Below are 17736 nucleotides of genomic sequence, written 5' to 3'. Positions count from 1 at the left end.
GATCAAGTTCCCCCCGGCCGAAAGGACCCTGGTCTCCCGTGACACTGCAGGTCGACACCGTCGCTACCGCCGCAGCCACCCCGGATGCTCCGCAGCCGTACAAGGAACTCGGTCTCAAAGACGACGAGTACGCCCGCATCAAGGAGATTCTGGGCCGTCGGCCCACCGATGCCGAGCTGGCGATGTACTCGGTGATGTGGAGCGAGCACTGCTCCTACAAGTCCTCCAAGGTGCATCTTCGCTACTTCGGTGAAACCACCACCGACGAGATGAAGGCCTCGATGCTGGCCGGGATCGGCGAGAACGCCGGCGTGGTCGACATCGGCGACGGCTGGGCCGTCACCTTCAAGGTGGAAAGCCACAACCACCCCTCCTACGTGGAGCCCTACCAGGGCGCGGCCACCGGCGTCGGCGGCATCGTGCGCGACATCATGGCCATGGGCGCGCGCCCGATCGCGGTGATGGACCAGCTGCGCTTCGGTGCGGCGGACGCCCCCGACACCCGTCGCGTGGTCGACGGCGTGGTGCGCGGCGTCGGCGGCTACGGCAACTCGCTCGGCCTGCCCAATGTCGGCGGCGAGACCGTGTTCGACGCCTCCTACCAGGGCAACCCCCTCGTGAACGCGCTGTGCGCGGGCGCGATGCGCGTGGAAGACCTGCACCTGGCCTTCGCCTCGGGCAACGGCAACCGGATCATCCTGTTCGGCGCGCGTACCGGCCTCGACGGCATCGGCGGCGTGTCCGTGCTCGCCTCGGACTCCTTCTCCGGTGACGAGTCCGGCACCGGCCGCAAGAAGCTGCCCGCCGTGCAGGTGGGCGACCCGTTCACCGAGAAGGTACTCATCGAGTGCTGTCTCGACCTGTACGCGGCCGGGCTGGTCGTCGGCATCCAGGACCTCGGCGGCGCCGGTCTGTCCTGCGCCACGTCCGAACTCGCCGCGGCGGGCGACGGCGGCATGCACATCGACCTGACCAAGGTCCCGCTGCGCGCCGCGCACATGACCCCCGCCGAGATCCTGTCGAGCGAATCGCAGGAGCGCATGTGCGCGGTCGTCACGCCGGAGAACGTCGACGCGTTCATGGCCGTCTGCAAGAAGTGGGACGTGCTGGCCACCGACATCGGTGAGGTCACCGACGGCGACCACCTCGTCATCACCTGGCACGGCGAGACCGTGGTGGACGTACCGCCGCGCACCGTCGCCCACGAGGGCCCGGTGTACGAGCGTCCCGTGCAGCGCCCCGACACCCAGGACGCGCTGATCGCCGACACCACCGCCACCCTGACCCGGCCCAAGACCGGCGACGAGCTGCGCGAGACCTTGCTCACGATGATCGCCAGCCCGCAGCTGTGCAGCCGCAAGTGGATCACCGAGCAGTACGACCGTTACGTGCGCGGCAACACCGTGCTGGCCGAGCACGCCGACGCGGGCGTCGTCCGCATCGACGAGTCCTCGGGCCGCGGCATCGCCCTGGCCACCGACGCGTCGGGCCGCTACACCAAGCTCGACCCGTACACCGGCGCGCAGCTGGCGCTGGCCGAGGCGTTCCGCAACGTCGCCACCACCGGCGCCACCCCCAAGGCCGTCACCAACTGCCTGAACTTCGGTTCGCCGGAGGATCCGGGCGTGATGTGGCAGTTCCAGCAGGCCGTGCGCGGCCTCGCGGATGGTTGTGCGGCACTGGGCATTCCGGTGACCGGCGGCAACGTGAGCTTCTACAACCAGACCGGTAAGGACGCCATCCTGCCCACCCCGGTGGTCGGCGTGCTCGGCGTGATCGACGATGTGCACCGCCGCATCCCGACCGGCCTCGGCCTCGAACCGGGCGAGTCGCTGATCCTGCTCGGCGAGACCCACGACGAGCTGGACGGCTCGATCTGGTCGCAGGTCACCCACGACCACCTCGGTGGCGTGCCGCCGCGCGTCGACTTCGCCCGCGAGCAGCTGCTCTCGGAGGTGCTCACCTCGGGTTCGCGCGACGGCATGATCTCCGCCGCGCACGACCTGTCCGAGGGTGGCCTGGCACAGACCGTCATCGAGGCGGCGCTGGCAGGCGAAACCGGTTGCCGCATCGTGCTCCCCGAGGGCTCTGACCCGTTCGTGCAGCTGTTCTCCGAGTCGGCCGGCCGGGTGCTCGTCGCCGTGCCGCGTTCGGAGGAGACCCGGTTCACCAAGATGTGTGACGCGCGGCAGCTGCCGTGGGTGCGCATCGGCGTCGTCGACCAGGGCTCGGATTCGGTCGAGGTGCAGGGGCAGTTCTCCGTGACACTCGCCGAATTGCGCGAGGCATTCGAAGGCACGCTGCCTAAGCTGTTCGGAGCGCACACCGCCTGATCGCACAGAGGAGTCGAGCTTGTGACCACTGAGGATACGAGCTCGGCTTCTCCACCGGCAGTTCGCGAGAACCTCTTCATCAGGGGAATTCACCTGGTGGAGAGGTTTTTTCATCCCAACTACGTTGGCTTGATCGTGGCGACGTTGTTCTTCGGGTTGTCGCTGACACCCTCGCTGCTGCCGCGTGACTGGTTCTTCCAGGGGCTGGTCAGCGGCATCAACGCGACGATCGGCTATGGGCTCGGTTGCTTGCTGGCGTGGGCCTGGCGCAAATGGGTCGCGCCGCGGATCACCTGGCCCGAGCAGGTGCGCACGGCATGGGCCCGGCGGCCGAGCTGGCTGGTGGTGGCGCTGCAGAGCGCGATCGTGATGGCGTGCCTGATCTTCGCGGTGCTGATGAGTATCCAGTCCTCGAAGTGGCAGCGGCAGATCACCGATCTGATGGGGATGGAGCCGGTGTCCGACGCGGGGTATCCGCGGACGGTGCTGGTCGGCGCGGTGGTGGTCGGTCTGCTGATCTGGATCTCGCGCCTGGTGGTGCGATTGGTGCGCGCGGTGACGCGGGCGCTGAACCAGTGGGTGCGGATTCCGGCGGCGTTCGCCCGGCCGCTCGGGGTGATCGTCGTGCTGGTGGCCGCGGTGCTGCTGTTCAACGGTGTGCTGGCGAAAGGCTTTTTCGCCGTCGCCAATTCGGCGTTCAGCGCGCGCAACAGTCACACCTCACCGAACGCGGTCCAGCCGACGCTGCCCGAACGTTCCGGCAGCCCTGAGTCGCTGGCCAAGTGGGACACGCTGGGTTCGGAGGGCCGATGGTTCGTGGCGAACGCGCCGACCGCTCTCGCGATCGGGCAGGTCACCGGAAAGCCCGCGCGCGAACCGATTCGGGTCTACGCGGGACTGGAATCCGCGGACGGGGTCGAGGCGCAGACCGATGTGGCCATCGCCGAACTCGACCGCACCAAGGCCTTCGAACGCGAAGTGCTGGTGGTGATCAGCACCACCGGCACCGGCTGGGTCGATACCGTCAGCGCCGAGGCGATCGAGTTGATGTTCGGCGGCGACACCGCGCTGGTGGCGACGCAGTACTCGTATCTGCCCAGCGCGCTGTCGTTCCTGTCCGATCGGGACAAGTCGATGACCATGGGGCGCACGCTGTTCGACAAGGTGTACGACCGCTGGTCGGCGCTGCCCGAAGACGCGAGGCCCAAGCTGCTCGTCTACGGCGAGAGCCTCGGTTCGCAGGGGTCGGAGGGCGCGTTCTCCGGTCTGGCCGACATCCGCAACCGCACCGACGGCGTGCTGTGGGTGGGACCGCCCAACTCGAACCGGCTGTGGTCGGAGTTCGTGACCAGACGTGACCCCGGCACCGAAGAGATCACCCCGATCTATGCCGACGGGATGTCGGTGCGGTTCGCCGCCGCCGCCGATCAGCTGGCCCGGCCGACGCCGACCTGGAACGACCCGCGCATCACCTACCTGCAACACGCTTCCGACCCGGTGGTGTGGTGGTCGCCGGATCTGCTGTTCAGTCAGCCGGATTGGTTGCGGGAGAAGCGCGGACCCGATGTTTCACCGGCCATGTCGTGGTATCCCATCGTCACGTTCTGGCAGGTCGCCGCGGATCTGCCGCGCGCGCAGACGGTGTCGGACGGGCACGGCCACAACTACGGCAACCTGGTGCCCGACGCGTGGGCCGCGGTGGCCCAGCCACCGGACTACACACCAGAATCGGCTGCCAGGATTCGGGTGTTCCTCGAAGAATCCATGGCTACCGAACGTCAGTTGAAGTGACGAGCCGGGGGCGCCGAACCCCTCGATCGGCGCCGCCCGACTCGGCTCACGACACCGATTTGAACGGATTGTGTTCGGCGATCAGCTGTTCCAGCCGCGCCTCGTCGATCCGCCCGATCAGTGACTGAGTCTCCTGCTGGTCGCGCACGACCTTGGCGAGGGTGAAGCAGCTGGTCACCAGGAACAGGCCCGACATCGCCAGGAACGCGCGCTGCCAGCCGTCCAGCGGCAGGTACGCGATTCCGGCGCCGGTCCCGAACAGGCTCACAGCGAACGCGATCGCGGCCTGGGCCATGTAGGCCGAGGTGTTCTTCGGCTTGGTGTTTGTGCTCATGGCTCTCAGTGTGCTGATCCTCGGTGTCGCGATCGCGCGTACAACTACTCGAGTGCGGTACGTAGTTTGTGAGCGGCTCCGCAGTCACAAATCCGGTGATTGTCGGTACCGGCCGCCATACTGGGGCGGTGACCGAGCGCGCTTCGACTACCGCGATGCTGCGTGCGCGCGGCGCCGTGGTCTTGCGGCGCGTCGAGGTCGTCGTCGATCTGAATTACGTCGGATTGGTACTGGCGACGCTGTTCTTCGGGCTGTCGGTGACGCCTTCGCTGGTGCCGCGTGACTGGCTGTTCCAGGGGCTGATCAGCGGGATCAACGCCGCGATCGGTTACGGGCTCGGATGTGTGCTCGAGTGGTTGTTCCGGCGGTGGGTGCGGTCGCGGATTCCGATTCCGAGCCCGTCCGATCGGCTGCGATACGCGATCAAGGCGACCGTGCTGGTGGGGTGTGCGCTGGTGGCGGCGCTGATGCTGGTGCAGTCGGCGCGGTGGCAGCGCGAGATCACCTCGCTGATGGGGATGGCGGGCACCACCACGCCCGCCTATCTGCGGACCGGACTGCTCAGCATGGCCGTCGGGGTGGCGGTGGTGGCCGCGTATCGGACGGTGCGCGTCATGGTGCTCGGCCTGGCTCGCCAGCTCAATCGGTGGGTGCGGGTGCCGCGCGAAGTGGCGCCCGCCGCCGGGTTGCTGGTGCTGGTCGTGCTCGCGGTGACGATCTTCAACGGCGTCGCCTCGCGGGCGTTCTTCGCGGTGGCCAACTCGGCGTTCAGCGTGCGCAACGATCGGGCCACGCCGTACGCGGTGCAGCCGATCGCGCCGGAGCGTTCGGGGAGTCCGGGATCGCTGGCGCCGTGGCAGTCGCTGGGGTTCGAGGGGCGGTGGTTCGTGTCCAACGGGCCGAGTGCCGCCGCGATCACCGAGGTGACGGGAAAGACCGCGCGCGAACCCATCCGGGCCTACGTCGGGTTGGAGTCGGTGACTCGGGACCAGACCGCCGCGCAGCTGGCCGTCGCCGAACTGGAGCGGACCGAAGCCTTCGAACGCGAGGCGATGGTGGTGGTCACGACGACCGGGACCGGGTGGGTCAACGGGATGGCCGCGGGCGCCGTGGAATACCTCTACGGCGGGGATACGGCGATCGTGGCGACCCAGTTCTCGTATCTGCCCAGCGTGCTCTCGTTCCTGTCGGACCGGGACAAGGCGGCCGCGGCCAGCCGGGAGCTGTTCGACGCGGTGTACGAGCGGTGGTCGGCCCAGCCGGAGGGGCATCGGCCCAAGCTGTTCGTCTACGGGGAGAGTCTGGGTTCGCAGGGGTCGGAGGAGGCGTTCGACGGGCTGGCCGATCTTCGCGAGGAGGTCGACGGCGCGTTGTGGGTGGGGCCGCCGAATTCGAATCGGTTGTGGCGGCAGTTCGTCGACCGCCGCGATCCGGGGACGCCCGCGGTGGCGCCGGTGTACGCGGACGGGCTCGTCGTTCGATTCGCCGATGACGCGGCAGATCTCGATCGCGCCGAGCCGTGGCGCGAACCCCGCATCGCCTACCTGCAACATCCGTCCGACCCGATCGTGTGGTGGTCGGCCGATCTGATCTTCACCCGGCCGGATTGGTTGAGCGAACCGCGCGGTCCCGATGTGTCGACACAGATGCGGTGGGCGCCGTTCGTGACGTTCTGGCAGGTCACGGCCGATCTCACCAACGCGCAGGGGGTGGTCGACGGGCACGGGCACCGGTACGGGAGTTTGGTGCTGGACGGGTGGTTGGCCGTCGCGGCGCCGCCGGGGATGGACGGTGATGTCGTCGAAAGTATCCGGACCGCACTGGAATCGGCGGAAACCTACGAGCGGGAGGTGAAGTGAGAAGGCTCGAAGCCGTTGCCGCGCTGGCCCTTCCGCTGCTGTGGAGCAACCGGGTTCTCCCCGCCCTCGATCTTGCGCTGCGGGGCCGCACCGCGGCGAACATCGCCTTCGCGACGGGCTACACGAAACTTTTTCGGGGCAACCCGAACTGGTTGTCGCCCAGTGGCTTCCGCTGGGGTTTCGGCAGTGCGGCCGTCGTCGTCGCCGGCTACGCCGTCGCGCTGTCGATCCCGTCCCTGCGACGCCTCCCGCTCGAGATCGCTGTTCGCGCACCGGAGACATCGACCCTCGAATGGATCGGCCTGCACATCCCCGTGGGTACTGTCCTGGCCGAGGAAGCCGTCTTCCGCGGAACCCTCGACCCGGTGCTCGCCGAGAGCGCCGGGTCGCTCGCACCCGTGATCAGCGCCCTCGATTTCGGCCTCTGGCACATCCGACCGGCAGGGGTCGCGGGCGATCCAGTTGTCCCCACGGTGCTGGCCACCACCCTCGCCGGTCTCGTTTTCACCGAACTCCGGCGCCGGTCGGGTAGTGCCACCGCGCCCGCGCTCCTGCATCTGGCGATCAATGCCGGCGGAGCGCTCGCGCCCGCCGCCGCTCGGTGGGTGGACGGGCTGCGGCGGTAACCCCGCTCAGGCAGTCGCGACGAAATCGGCGACGGCCTCGGTGAAGGCGTCGTTGTCGTCGCCCGCGGCGGTGTGGGCCGCGGCGCTGATCTCGGCCAGGCGGGCGTGCGGTGTGAGCGCCAGGAATGCCGCGGCGCCCTCGTCGCTGACCACGTCGGACTTGCCGCCGCGGATCAGCAGGACCGGGATGGTGAGCGCCTCGGCGGCGGCTTCCATCTCGACGATGCGGGCTTCCGGGTCGTCGTTGACGTCGCTGATCAGGTCCGGGTCCCAGTGCCAGTACCAGCGGCCGTCCCGCTGACGCAGGTTGCGCAGGAGACCGTCGGCGTTGTCGGGACGCGGGCGGTGCGGCAGGTAGGCGGCGACCGCGTCGGCCACCTGGTCGAGGGTGTCGAAACCGTCGCGGTGCCTGCCGAGGAAGTCCATGACGCGCGCCACGCCCACGGACTCCGAACGGGGCACGATGTCGACCAGGACGAGTGCGCGGATCGCGCTGCCGCCCGGCGTCGCGGTGGCGAGCAGTCCGGTGATCCCGCCCATGCTGGCCCCGACCACCACCGCGCCCGCGTCCCGCGTCGCACCGAGCTGTTCGAGCACGGTGTGCAGGTCGGCCACCATCACGGTCCTGGAGTAGTCCGCCTCCGGTGACCAATCGCTGTCCCCGTGTCCCCGCGCGTCGACGGCGACAACCCGCATGCCCGCCGCGGCCAGCGCCCGTCCCGTCCGCTTCCACGAATGCCGGTTCTGTCCGCCGCCGTGCAGCATCACGACCAGCGGGCCGCCGTCCGCGCCGAAGCTGTCCGCGACCAGGGTGAGCCCGTCGGCAGCGCGCAATCGCAGCGTTGTCGGCTCGAGGGGATCGGTGACACTCATAGGACGAATGTACGACGAGCCCCGCCGATCGGCGCCGTCGGGCGTTCGATCGGCCGTCGGGGCGCTGCCATGAGCCTCTGTCTCAGCTGTCGGACCTGGTCCAGGTCAGGTACTCGGCGTCGCGGGACGGTGTGCCGTTCCACGGGTGCTCGAGGAAGTCCTCGTCGCGCACTTCGGTCCGGCCAGGGAGGTGGGCGCACACGCAGGCGATGGTCAATGTGTCTGTGCGGGAGCCGAGTTCGTCGGCCTTGAGCTCGTGAGCCAGGTCGGTGGCGACCGGGAGGAGGTCGTTCATCGTCGCGGTCCCGGGCAGGCAGAGGTCGAGGTACAAGTCGACCGAGCCCGGTCGCTCGGGCGAGACGGCCGATCTTCCCGCGGCTATGCGGACATCCGGTGGCAGGCGGGTGCGCTGCATGAATTTCGACAGGTCGAATCCGGCGATCGTTTGTGGGCCGGTCACGTATTTGCCCTGGCACGCCAGCACGGTCTGTGGCGGATCGGGCGGGGTGGTGTCGTCGGGCGTCTGGCAGGCGGCGATCAGCGCCGCCGCGGGGATCGAGATCAAGGCTGTCGCGCGTCTCATCGGAAGTCACGCTAGCGGGTGTTCGACGTTCGGGTCACGGAGTCGGCTCGGGTGACCGGAATGTCGGTGAACGTCGGTAGCGTCTCGCGGTATGGCTGGACGGAATGTGGTCGACCCCGCGCAGGTGCGGGCGGCTGTGCTGGGTGTGGGGGAGTGGTTGCGGGATCCGGCGTTGCCGGTGCCGGGGCGGGGGGAGTTGGGGGCCGCGGTGAAGGGGACGGCGCGGGCCCTGGCGGGGAGTGCGCCGGGGCATTCGGTGGAGGTGCGGGTGCCGCCGTTCGTGGCCGTGCAATGCATCGAGGGGCCTCGGCATACCCGGGGGAATCCGCCGAATGTGGTGGAGACGGATGCGCGGACCTGGTTGTTGCTGGCTACCGGGCTGCTCGGATTCGACGACGCGGTGCGGGCGGGGGTGGTGAGCGCCTCGGGGACAAGGGCGGGGGAGATCGCGGGGTGGCTGCCGATCGTGCCGTTGCCCGCGCGGACCGACCCGGCTGCCGAATAGCGGCAACCGGGTCGCCGGCTCACGCGGCCGCGGTGTGCTTGCGGTGCAGGCCCTTGTAGTCGTAGTAGCGGGTGATGATCGTGCCGAGGACGACGGCGATCGCGATGCCGAGCAGCGACATCCAGATGCCGCGGTCGAGACCCGCCGCATAGCTGGCGTCGAAGTACAGGATCGAGCGGACACCGAGGAACACCTGGTGCATCGGCTCGAATTCGGCGAGCCACGCGAGGTAGGTCGGCGTCGCCTCGATCGGGACGGTACCGCCGGAGGACGGCAGACCGAGGATGACGAACAGGGTCAGGTTCACCAGCAGACCCGCGGTGCCCAGGGCGGCCAGCGTCATCAGCGCGGTCCAGCCGACCGCGATCATGGCGAGCACCGAGAACAGGAACAGGGCGAGCGGATTGTCGACCGGCATGCCCACCACCTTCGCCACCAGCAGGAACACCAGCGAAACGATCACCGCGACCAGCGCCGAAACCCCCCACTTGATGAGCAGGGTGTGAAAGCGCGAGATCGGGGTCGGCGGATAGTGCACGGACCAGGGGCCGTATTCGGTGGGCATGAAGCCGAGCTGGGAATCGACCATCGTGTGGATCACCATCGCCCCGACCATCCCGGCCAGCAGCAGGAGCAGGGAGAAGAAGAATGCCGTCAGGCCGATCCCGGTGCCGCTCGGCAGCGGACGGAATTCCTGCGCGACCACATCGATCGGGCTCTCGAGGGTGATCATGGCCGCGCCGGACACCTGCGGCGGCGGTGCGCCCGCCGGTGTTTCGGCCAGGGTCGCCCGTACCTGCTCGGTCAGTTGGAGCCCGACCTGCTTGTCGACCTCCGACAGCGCCCGGTCGCCGATGCGCTGCACGATCCCGACGCCGTAGGCGCCCATGCGCGGGTTGGTCTGCAGGGTGATGATCGGCCGTTCCATCTCGCCGGGCACGATGCTGCCCGTGCCGAGAATGCCCAGGCGTTTGCTGAAATCGCCGGGGATGATGATCGCGCCGTACACCTGTCCGGTGCGCAGCAACTGCTCGGCCTCCGATTTTCCGACGACGCGCAAGTCGATCTGATCGGCGGGCACGCCCGCGACGAGCGCATCCGCGACCTGCTTGCCGAAATCGACCTGCTTGCGCTGATCGCCCGAACCCATGACATCGCCGACGTCGGAATCGACGAGCGCGATCGGGAAGTCGTGCAGATTCTTCTCCGGGTCGGCGATATAGCCGAGGTACATGAAGCCGAGCAGTGCGGTGAGCACGGTCAAGACCGCGGTCGGCGCGAGCACGATGCGAGCCCAGTGACGCCGATTCAAGTTCGGTGTGGCGAACGTCGCTTCGCCGAGAGGTTTCTGGTCGGAATCAATCGGCTCCGCACCGGTGTTGTCGCTATGCGACCCGGTTCCACCGGCTGCAACGTGTGCACTGTCGTCCGTCGTCACGATGCGCACCGTAACAGCTCTGTGTGGCCGATCGGCGGGTTCGTGACCAGTGGATTGCTGCCGGGATGCGAGCGCGCGTACTACCCGCTGCGGATGACCCGTAGACTGACTAGTGCCCCCAGCCCGCCCGAACAGGGAGCAAACGGTGACCGACGTCGATCCCACGATCGTCCCCACGCCCAATACCCCCGACGAGATCGAACACGACCCTCGCGAGGAGTGTGGCGTCTTCGGCGTCTGGGCTCCCGACGAAGACGTGGCGAAGCTCACCTACTACGGCCTGTACGCCCTGCAGCATCGCGGGCAGGAGGCGGCCGGAATCGCCGTTTCCGACGGCTCCCAGATCCTGGTCTTCAAGGATCTCGGCCTGGTCTCCCAGGTCTTCGACGAGCAGACGCTCGCGGCAATGCCGGGGCATATCGCCGTCGGGCACTGTCGCTACTCCACCACCGGTGGCGTCACCTGGGAGAACGCGCAGCCGATCTTCCGCACCACCTCCGTCGGCTCCGGCCTGGCGCTGGGTCACAACGGCAACCTGGTGAACACCGCCGAATTGGCCGGTCGCGCACGCGAACTCGGCCTGATCGGCGCCGGTGTGATCGATGGCCGCCCGCAGATGACCGGCGCCACCTCCGACTCCGACATCGTCACCGCGCTGCTGGCGCACGCCTCGGCGGACTCCAGCATCGAGGCCGCCGCGATGGAGCTGCTGCCGCAGCTGCGCGGCGCGTTCTGTCTCACCTTCATGGACGAGCACACCCTCTACGCCGCGCGTGACCCGCACGGCGTGCGCCCGCTGGTGCTGGGCAGGCTCGACCGTGGCTGGGTCGTCGCGTCCGAGACCGCCGCGCTCGACATCGTCGGTGCCGCGTTCGTCCGTGAGATCGAGCCGGGCGAGCTGCTGGCCATCGACTCCGAGGGCGTGCGCTCCATGCGCTTCGCCAATCCCGAGCCCAAGGGTTGCGTCTTCGAGTACGTGTACCTGGCGCGCCCCGACACCACGATCGCCGGGCGCTCGGTGCACTCCACCCGCGTGGAGATCGGCCGCAAGCTGGCCAAGGAGCATCCGGTCGAGGCCGACCTGGTGATCCCGGTGCCAGAGTCGGGCACGCCCGCCGCGGTGGGTTACGCCCAGGGCTCCGGTATTCCGTACGGCCAGGGCCTGATGAAGAACGCCTATGTGGGCCGTACCTTCATCCAGCCCAGCCAGACGATCCGTCAGCTCGGCATCCGCCTCAAGCTCAACCCGCTGCGCGAAGTGATCCGGGGCAAGCGACTCATCGTCGTCGACGACTCCATCGTGCGCGGCAACACCCAGCGCGCGCTGATCCGCATGCTGCGCGAGGCCGGTGCGCTCGAGATCCACGTGCGCATCGCGTCGCCGCCGGTGAAGTGGCCCTGCTTCTACGGCATCGACTTCGCCTCGCGCGCGGAGCTGATCGCCAACGGCACCGGCGCCGACGACAGCTACGCCGACATGGTCGAGAACGTGCGTCGCTCCATCGGCGCCGACACTCTCGGCTACGTCTCCACCGAGGGCATGATCGCCGCCACCGAGCAGCCGCGCTCGCGCCTGTGCACCGCCTGCTTCACCGGCGACTACCCGATCGAACTGCCGCCGGAGGCCGCCATCGGCAAGAACGTGCTCGAGGGGATGCTCTCGGGCAAGGCCGAGTCGAAGCTGCTCGGTGAGAACGCCAACGTGGACGCACTGAGCCGTCCATAACACGTGTCGGCGGTAAAGACACGTTGCACTACGCCGCACCAGAGGGGCCGGACAGGATAAACCTGATCGGCCCCTTTTGTGTTGTGTACGAGAGTAATTCCGGTAACCGGCAATTTCGTAAGATTAGTTCATAACATGGCGGCAATAATTCGGACCATTTGAAACTGGGCGGTAATGGTTCACCTGTACGGTCCCTCGATATATCGCTAGCTCACCATGTAGTCGTCGCCCCTGTGATCCGGGTGCGACGGCTGCGCGGCGTTCGAGAATGGGACCTGATGTTGAACAAGGCACGAAGTACGCGCGCGAAACAAATTGCCGCAGTGGGTATTACCGCCGCTGTCGCCGCCGCGCTGGCCGGTTGTGGCTCCGGCCGCACCGATGAGGCGGGCTCCGGTGCGGGCCTGGTCGTCGGTACCACCGACAAGATCTTCTCGCTCGACCCGGCCGCGGCATACGACAACGGTTCGTTGCTGGTGGAGAACCAGATCTATTCGTATCTGCTGAACTTCGCACCGGGCGATACCACGCCCAAGCCCGACGCGGCGGAAAAGTGCGAATTCACCACTCCCACTGTGTACACCTGCAAGATCAAGTCCGGGCTGAAATTCGCCAGCGGTAACCCGCTGACCGCGAAGAGCGTGAAGTTCTCCTTCGACCGGATGGTGAAGATCAACGATCCGCACGGTCCCGCGTCGCTGCTCGGCAATCTCGAGAAGACCGATGTGGTCGACGATCTCACCGTCGCGTTCACGCTGAAGGTCGCCAACGATCAGACCTTCCCGACCATCCTGCCGACCCAGGCGGGCCCCATCGTCGACGAGGCGGTGTTCCCGGCCGACAAGGTGGCCACCGACGACGAGGTCGTCAAGGCCAAGGGCTACTCCGGCCCGTACACGATCTCGAGCTACGACAAGAACAAGCTCGTCGAGTACCAGGCCAACCCCGATTACCAGGGCATCCTCGGCACACCGAAGACCAAGACGGTGTCGACCAAGTACTACGCCACCTCCGACAACCTGAAGCTGGACCTGCAGAACGGCGCCATCGACGTCGGCTACCGCTCGTTCACCCCCACCGACATCGACTCCCTGCGGGCCGATTCCAAGGTGAAGGTCACCGACGGCCCCGGCGGCGAGCTGCGCTACGTGGTGTTCAACATGAACACCATGCCGGGCAACACCCCGGAGCAGAAGCTGGCCGTACGCAAAGCCTTCGCGTCCTCCGTCGACCGCGAGGCACTGGCCAACGGTGTCTACAAGGGCACCTATCAGCCCGCCTTCGGCTACGTGCCCGCCGGCATGGCGGGTGCGGCCGAGCCGCTCAAGGACCTCTACGGCGCCAAGCCGGACAAGGCCGCGGCCGCGAAGTTCCTCGCCGACGCGGGCGTGACCACCCCGGTGACGCTGAACCTGCAGTACAACCCCGATCACTACGGGTCGAGCTCCTCGGAGGAGTACGCGGCGGTCAAGTCGCAGCTGGAGGCCTCGGGTCTGTTCAAGGTGAACCTGCAGTCCACCGAGTGGGTGACCTACCAGAAGGAGCGCGCCTCCGACGGTTACCCGATGTACCAGTTCGGCTGGTTCCCGGACTTCCCGGACGCCGACAACTACCTGACGCCGTTCTTCGGCCCGAACAACTTCCTGCAGTCGCACTTCGAGAACCCCGGCATCAATGCCCAGCTCACCGCCGAGACCACCGAGGGCGACCCCACCAAGCGGGCCGAGTTGCTGAAGAAGATCCAGACCGATCTGGCGCAGAACTTCCTGCCGACCCTGCCGCTGCTCTCGGGTAAGCAGGTCGCGGTGTCGAAGCCGGGCGTCGACGGTGTCGATCAGACCCTCGACGGCTCCTTCAAGTTCCGGTTCACGGTTCTGAGCAAGTGAGTGACGTTGCTGCTGCGCCCGGATCACCGATCCGGGCGCGGCGTTTCGGGTGGATGCGCGGCGGGGGTTCCCGCCAGGTGGCTTTGCTGCGGTACCTGCTGATTCGGCTGTTGCTGATTCTGCCGACCGCGTGGTTGCTGGTGACAGTGGTGTTCTTCCTGATGCGGGTGATCGGTGACCCGATCAGCGCGGCCATGGGTGGTCGGCTGACCCAGGACCAGATCGAAGACCGCAAGGAAGCCGCAGGACTCAATCGCCCTATCCTGACGCAGTATTGGGAGTACATCACCGGCTTCCTGCACGGTGACTTCGGACGGACCCAGGACAACCAGGCGATCAGCGATGTGGTGATCACCTACGGTGCCGCCACCTTCGAACTGGTCTTCTGGGGTCTGCTCGTGGCGTTCGCGGTGGGTGTTCCGCTGGGCAGATACGCCGCGACACACCGGGATACGCCCTCGGACGCGTTCCTGCGGTTCTCCGCGGTGCTGGCCTACGCGGCACCGGTGTTCTTCGTGGGCATGCTGCTCAAGCTGATCTTCTCGGTATGGCTGGGCTGGTTCCCGGTCGGCGGCCGGGCCAGCACCGACGTAGAGCTCGCGCTGCAACATGTCTCGCCGAAGACGAACATCCTGATCATCGATTCGATCCTCTACGGCGAACCGTCCTATGTGCTCGACGTGCTCGAACACGCGGTGCTGCCCGCGGTGGCCCTTGGGCTGCTCACCGGCGGCATCTTCCTGCGGCTGGTGCGGGTGAACCTGATCCAGACGCTGCGCAGCGATTTCGTCGAGGCGGCGCGGGCGCGCGGATTGTCCACGCGGGTGGCCACCGGCAGGCACGCGGTGCGCAACGCGCTGATCCCGATCATCACGGTGATGGGCATGTGCATCGCGATGATGCTCGGCGGTGCGGTGCTCACCGAGACCACGTTCGAATGGAAAGGCCTGGGCTATCAGCTCGCCGAGTATCTGCGGGCGCGCGACTTCATCGCGGTGCAGGGCATCGTGGCGTTCATCGCGCTGGTGGTCGCGGTGATGAGCTTCGTCGTCGACGCCATCGTCGCGCTGATCGACCCGAGGGTGAGGTTCTGATGACTACCGCTGTGAAACGCCGGCGTCTGCCCGGCGCCGAACTGTTGTCGAAAACCTCGGGGCTGCAACGGGTCACCCTCATCACCGGCTTGGTGCTGGTCGGTGTGTTCGTGTTCGTGGCGGCGTTCGCGCCGTTGCTCGCGCCCTACGGGCTGGCCCAGAACTCCGCTGACGGAGTGGCTTTCGTGCCGCAGCAAGGTCCCTCGGCCGAGCACTGGTTCGGTACCTCGGTGCGCAGCGAGGACGTGCTCTCGCGGGTGCTGTTCGGCGCGCGCACCGCGCTGCTGGTGATCGCGATCTCGGTGACGCTGTCGCTGCTGATCGGCGTGCCGCTGGGGCTGCTGTCGGGGTTCGTGGGGCGCTGGGTGGACAAGACGCTGGTGCTGATCATGGACGCCATCTACGCGTTCCCGTCGCTGCTGCTGGCGATCGTGGTCTCGATCGTCGTCGCGGGCGGCACGTCGAGCAGTCTCGGCGGCATGCTGTCGGCGGCCATCGCGATCACGGTTGTCTATGTGCCGCAGTACTTCCGGGTGGTGCGCAACGCGACGGTCGCGGTGAAGACCGAGCCGTACGTGGACGCCGCCCGGGTGACCGGGGCGTCGACGACGCGAATCATGTTCCGCCACATCCTGTCCAACGTCACCGGCTCGCTGCCGGTGATCGTCACGATCAATGCCGCCGACGCCATCCTCACCCTCGCCGCGCTCGGCTTCCTCGGGTTCGGCATCGAACCCACCCAGGCCGCCGAGTGGGGCTACGACCTGAACAAGGCGCTCAACGATGTCTCCAACGGCATCTGGTGGACCTCGATCTTCCCCGGCACCGCGATCGTGCTGGTGGTGCTCGGGATGACGCTGGTCGGCGAGAGCCTCGACGAAACGCTGAACCCGCTGCTGCGCACCCGGCGTGCGGTCACCTCGGCAGACAAGGAAACAGTCGATGAGTGAAAAGACCGCCGCACTGGCTGTTTCGGGGTTGTCGGTCACTTTCTCGACCGACAGCGGGCCCGTGAACGCGGTACGCAACGTGTCCTACGAGGTGTTCCCCGGTGAGGTGCTCGCCATCGTCGGCGAGTCCGGGTCGGGTAAATCGGTGAGTTCGCGCACCGCCATCGGACTGCTGCCGCATTCGGCGTCGGTGCGCGGGCTGGTGACCATCGGCGACCGACCGGTCACCTCGATGACCGAACGTCAGCTCACCGCACTGCGCGGCGGCGAGGTGTCGATGGTGTTCCAGGAACCGGCGCGTGCGCTGGACCCGCTGTTCACCGTCGGTTTCCAGATCTGTGAAGCGCTGCGCGCGCACAGCGGGATGGGCCGAAAAGCCGCCAAGGCCAAGGCGATCGACCTGTTGCGCCTGGTCGGGCTGCCCGATCCCGAGCATCGCGTCGACTACTACCCGCACCAGCTCTCCGGCGGGCAGAAACAGCGCGTGATGATCGCGATCGCCATCTCGTGTGAGCCGAAGGTGATCATCGCCGACGAGCCGACCACCGCGCTCGATGTCACCGTGCAGGCCGAGATCCTGGAACTGCTGCGCGATCTGCGCGATCGGCTCGGCAGCGCGATCGTGCTGATCACCCACAACATGGGTGTGGTGGCCGACCTCGCCGATCGGGTGGTGGTGATGCGCGCGGGCGAGGTGGTCGAGCAGGCGCCGGTGCACGAGCTGTTCGCCAGCCCGAAGGCCGACTACACCAAGGCACTGCTCGATGCCGTTCCGCATCTCGGTGCGGCGACCATCGAGCGGCCCGTGATCGACCGGACCGTCGAGCCCGTGCTCGATGTGAAGGATCTGGTCGTCACGTTCCCCGGGCCGTTCGGCCGGCCCGCCTTCCGGGCCGTCGACGGCGTCAGCTTGCAGATCAGGCCGGGGGAGACCCTGGGGCTGGTCGGCGAGTCGGGGTCGGGCAAGTCGACCATCGGGCGCTGCGTGGCCGCGTTGCAACGGCCGAGCGAGGGGCACGTGCTGATTCGCGGGCAGGACATCGCGGATCTGTCCCAGCGCAAGCTGCGGCCGATCCGGCGGCGGTTCGGGTTCGTGTTCCAGGACCCGGCCGGATCCCTCAACCCCCGCCTGACCGTCGGCGAATGCGTCGCCGAGCCCCTGGTCGTGCACGGCATCGGTGACAAGGCGAGCATTCGCGCGCGGGTCAGGCACATGCTCGACGACGTGCAGCTGCCCGCGGGCACCGAGAACCGGTACCCGCACGAACTGTCCGGCGGGCAGCGTCAGCGGGCGAGTCTGGCGCGCGCGCTCGTGCTCGACCCCGATCTGCTCGTGGCCGACGAGCCCACCAGCGCGCTCGATGTGTCGGTGCAGGCGGCGGTACTCGAGCTGTTCGCCGAGTTGCAGCGTGGTTGCGGTTGGGCGTGTCTGTTCATCAGCCACGACCTCGCCGTCGTCGACCAGCTCGCGGACCGGATCATGGTCCTGCGCGAGGGATCTTGCGTCGAGGAAGGCGACAACGAACAGATCCTGCGCAACCCGCAGCACGAGTACACCCGCCGCCTCGTTGCCGCCGTTCCGGTCCCCGACCCGGTCGAACAGCGGCGGCGTCGCGCCGAGATCGCCGCCACATTCGCCACCGAACTGGAACAATGAGCTAGGAGCCGCACGACACCTGGACTGGCGGATCACATAGAGTTACTAGGCATCTATCCGCCGATTCGGTTTGGAGCTTTC

At 67.6% G+C, this 17736-nt stretch carries 14 protein-coding genes; 10 read left to right on the top strand and 4 right to left on the bottom strand.

The features are described from left to right. Window positions 1-38 precede the first annotated feature (38 nt). Together purL and ACFQ9R_RS12690 are read left to right on the top strand one after the other, a co-directional pair. Window positions 39-2333, top strand: coding sequence for a phosphoribosylformylglycinamidine synthase subunit PurL (gene purL, locus ACFQ9R_RS12695; protein ID WP_378990593.1), 2295 nt, complete (start codon window positions 39-41; stop codon window positions 2331-2333). Window positions 2334-2354: 21 nt separating this feature from the next. Continuing rightward, the gene (locus ACFQ9R_RS12690) at window positions 2355-4124 is read left to right on the top strand and encodes an alpha/beta hydrolase (protein ID WP_378990592.1); all 1770 of its coding nucleotides are present in this window, start codon (window positions 2355-2357) and stop codon (window positions 4122-4124) included. Window positions 4125-4170: 46 nt separating this feature from the next. On the opposite strand, the gene ACFQ9R_RS12685 is transcribed toward ACFQ9R_RS12690, so the two are convergent. Beyond that, window positions 4171-4458 (bottom strand): YiaA/YiaB family inner membrane protein, encoded by a 288-nt coding sequence (locus tag ACFQ9R_RS12685; RefSeq protein ID WP_056818759.1) that lies wholly within the window; start codon window positions 4456-4458, stop codon window positions 4171-4173. A gap of 155 nt (window positions 4459-4613) precedes the next feature. Between ACFQ9R_RS12685 and ACFQ9R_RS12680 the strand changes: the two genes are divergently transcribed. Then, on the top strand, window positions 4614-6317 hold the full coding sequence (locus ACFQ9R_RS12680; protein ID WP_378990799.1) for an alpha/beta hydrolase: 1704 nt from the start codon (window positions 4614-4616) through the stop codon (window positions 6315-6317). Then, window positions 6314-6943 (top strand): CPBP family intramembrane glutamic endopeptidase, encoded by a 630-nt coding sequence (locus tag ACFQ9R_RS12675; protein WP_378990590.1) that lies wholly within the window; start codon window positions 6314-6316, stop codon window positions 6941-6943. Before ACFQ9R_RS12680 ends, ACFQ9R_RS12675 begins: the two co-directional genes overlap by 4 nt. Before the next feature lie 6 nt (window positions 6944-6949). Here ACFQ9R_RS12675 and ACFQ9R_RS12670 read toward each other — a convergent pair whose 3' ends face one another. Beyond that, entirely contained in the window at window positions 6950-7816 is an 867-nt protein-coding gene (locus ACFQ9R_RS12670; protein ID WP_378990589.1) for an alpha/beta fold hydrolase, read from the bottom strand. Between the two features lie 82 nt (window positions 7817-7898). Next, on the bottom strand, window positions 7899-8399 hold the full coding sequence (locus ACFQ9R_RS12665) for a hypothetical protein (RefSeq protein WP_378990588.1): 501 nt from the start codon (window positions 8397-8399) through the stop codon (window positions 7899-7901). A 91-nt stretch (window positions 8400-8490) separates the two neighbouring features. On the opposite strand from ACFQ9R_RS12665, the gene ACFQ9R_RS12660 reads away from it, so the two are divergent. Continuing rightward, window positions 8491-8904, top strand: coding sequence for a sterol carrier family protein (locus tag ACFQ9R_RS12660; RefSeq protein ID WP_378990587.1), 414 nt, complete (start codon window positions 8491-8493; stop codon window positions 8902-8904). A 19-nt stretch (window positions 8905-8923) separates the two neighbouring features. Here ACFQ9R_RS12660 and ACFQ9R_RS12655 read toward each other — a convergent pair whose 3' ends face one another. Further along, window positions 8924-10189 carry a YhgE/Pip domain-containing protein gene (locus tag ACFQ9R_RS12655; RefSeq protein ID WP_378990586.1) on the bottom strand — a complete coding sequence of 422 codons (1266 nt, stop codon included), beginning with the start codon at window positions 10187-10189 and terminating at the stop codon, window positions 8924-8926. Between the two features lie 298 nt (window positions 10190-10487). Here ACFQ9R_RS12655 and purF point away from each other — a divergent pair, with 298 nt between their 5' ends. From purF to ACFQ9R_RS12630, 5 genes are all read left to right on the top strand, one after another. Next, on the top strand, window positions 10488-12068 hold the full coding sequence (purF, locus tag ACFQ9R_RS12650; protein WP_378631779.1) for an amidophosphoribosyltransferase: 1581 nt from the start codon (window positions 10488-10490) through the stop codon (window positions 12066-12068). Between the two features lie 278 nt (window positions 12069-12346). Next, window positions 12347-13954: an ABC transporter substrate-binding protein gene (locus ACFQ9R_RS12645; RefSeq protein ID WP_378990585.1), complete on the top strand. Its 1608-nt coding sequence runs from the start codon at window positions 12347-12349 to the stop codon at window positions 13952-13954. 53 nt (window positions 13955-14007) lie between these two features. Continuing rightward, window positions 14008-15048: an ABC transporter permease gene (locus tag ACFQ9R_RS12640; protein ID WP_378990797.1), complete on the top strand. Its 1041-nt coding sequence runs from the start codon at window positions 14008-14010 to the stop codon at window positions 15046-15048. Beyond that, complete coding sequence (locus tag ACFQ9R_RS12635; protein ID WP_378990584.1) at window positions 15048-15998, top strand: ABC transporter permease; 951 nt, start codon at window positions 15048-15050, stop codon at window positions 15996-15998. Before ACFQ9R_RS12640 ends, ACFQ9R_RS12635 begins: the two co-directional genes overlap by 1 nt. After that, on the top strand, window positions 15991-17655 hold the full coding sequence (locus tag ACFQ9R_RS12630) for an ABC transporter ATP-binding protein (RefSeq protein WP_378990583.1): 1665 nt from the start codon (window positions 15991-15993) through the stop codon (window positions 17653-17655). Before ACFQ9R_RS12635 ends, ACFQ9R_RS12630 begins: the two co-directional genes overlap by 8 nt. Window positions 17656-17736: the final 81 nt, after the last annotated feature.

The sequence above is a fragment of the Nocardia sp. NPDC056541 genome (genome assembly GCF_042794235.1).
In the GTDB taxonomy this organism is placed as follows: Bacteria; Actinomycetota; Actinomycetes; order Mycobacteriales; family Mycobacteriaceae; genus Nocardia.
The sequence above is the reverse complement of the archived record's forward strand: the minus strand, read 5'-3'. Positions and strand labels throughout refer to the sequence as shown.

Coding starts and splice junctions, on each gene's coding strand:
- ACFQ9R_RS12685 (WP_056818759.1), bottom strand. CDS start 4,458: ATGAGCACAAACACCAAGCCGAAGAACACCTCGGCCTACATGGCCCAG.
- ACFQ9R_RS12680 (WP_378990799.1), top strand. CDS start 4,614: ATGCTGCGTGCGCGCGGCGCCGTGGTCTTGCGGCGCGTCGAGGTCGTC.
- ACFQ9R_RS12670 (WP_378990589.1), bottom strand. CDS start 7,816: ATGAGTGTCACCGATCCCCTCGAGCCGACAACGCTGCGATTGCGCGCT.
- ACFQ9R_RS12665 (WP_378990588.1), bottom strand. CDS start 8,399: ATGAGACGCGCGACAGCCTTGATCTCGATCCCCGCGGCGGCGCTGATC.
- ACFQ9R_RS12660 (WP_378990587.1), top strand. CDS start 8,491: ATGGCTGGACGGAATGTGGTCGACCCCGCGCAGGTGCGGGCGGCTGTG.
- ACFQ9R_RS12645 (WP_378990585.1), top strand. CDS start 12,347: ATGTTGAACAAGGCACGAAGTACGCGCGCGAAACAAATTGCCGCAGTG.
- ACFQ9R_RS12640 (WP_378990797.1), top strand. CDS start 14,008: ATGCGCGGCGGGGGTTCCCGCCAGGTGGCTTTGCTGCGGTACCTGCTG.
- ACFQ9R_RS12635 (WP_378990584.1), top strand. CDS start 15,048: ATGACTACCGCTGTGAAACGCCGGCGTCTGCCCGGCGCCGAACTGTTG.
- ACFQ9R_RS12630 (WP_378990583.1), top strand. CDS start 15,991: ATGAGTGAAAAGACCGCCGCACTGGCTGTTTCGGGGTTGTCGGTCACT.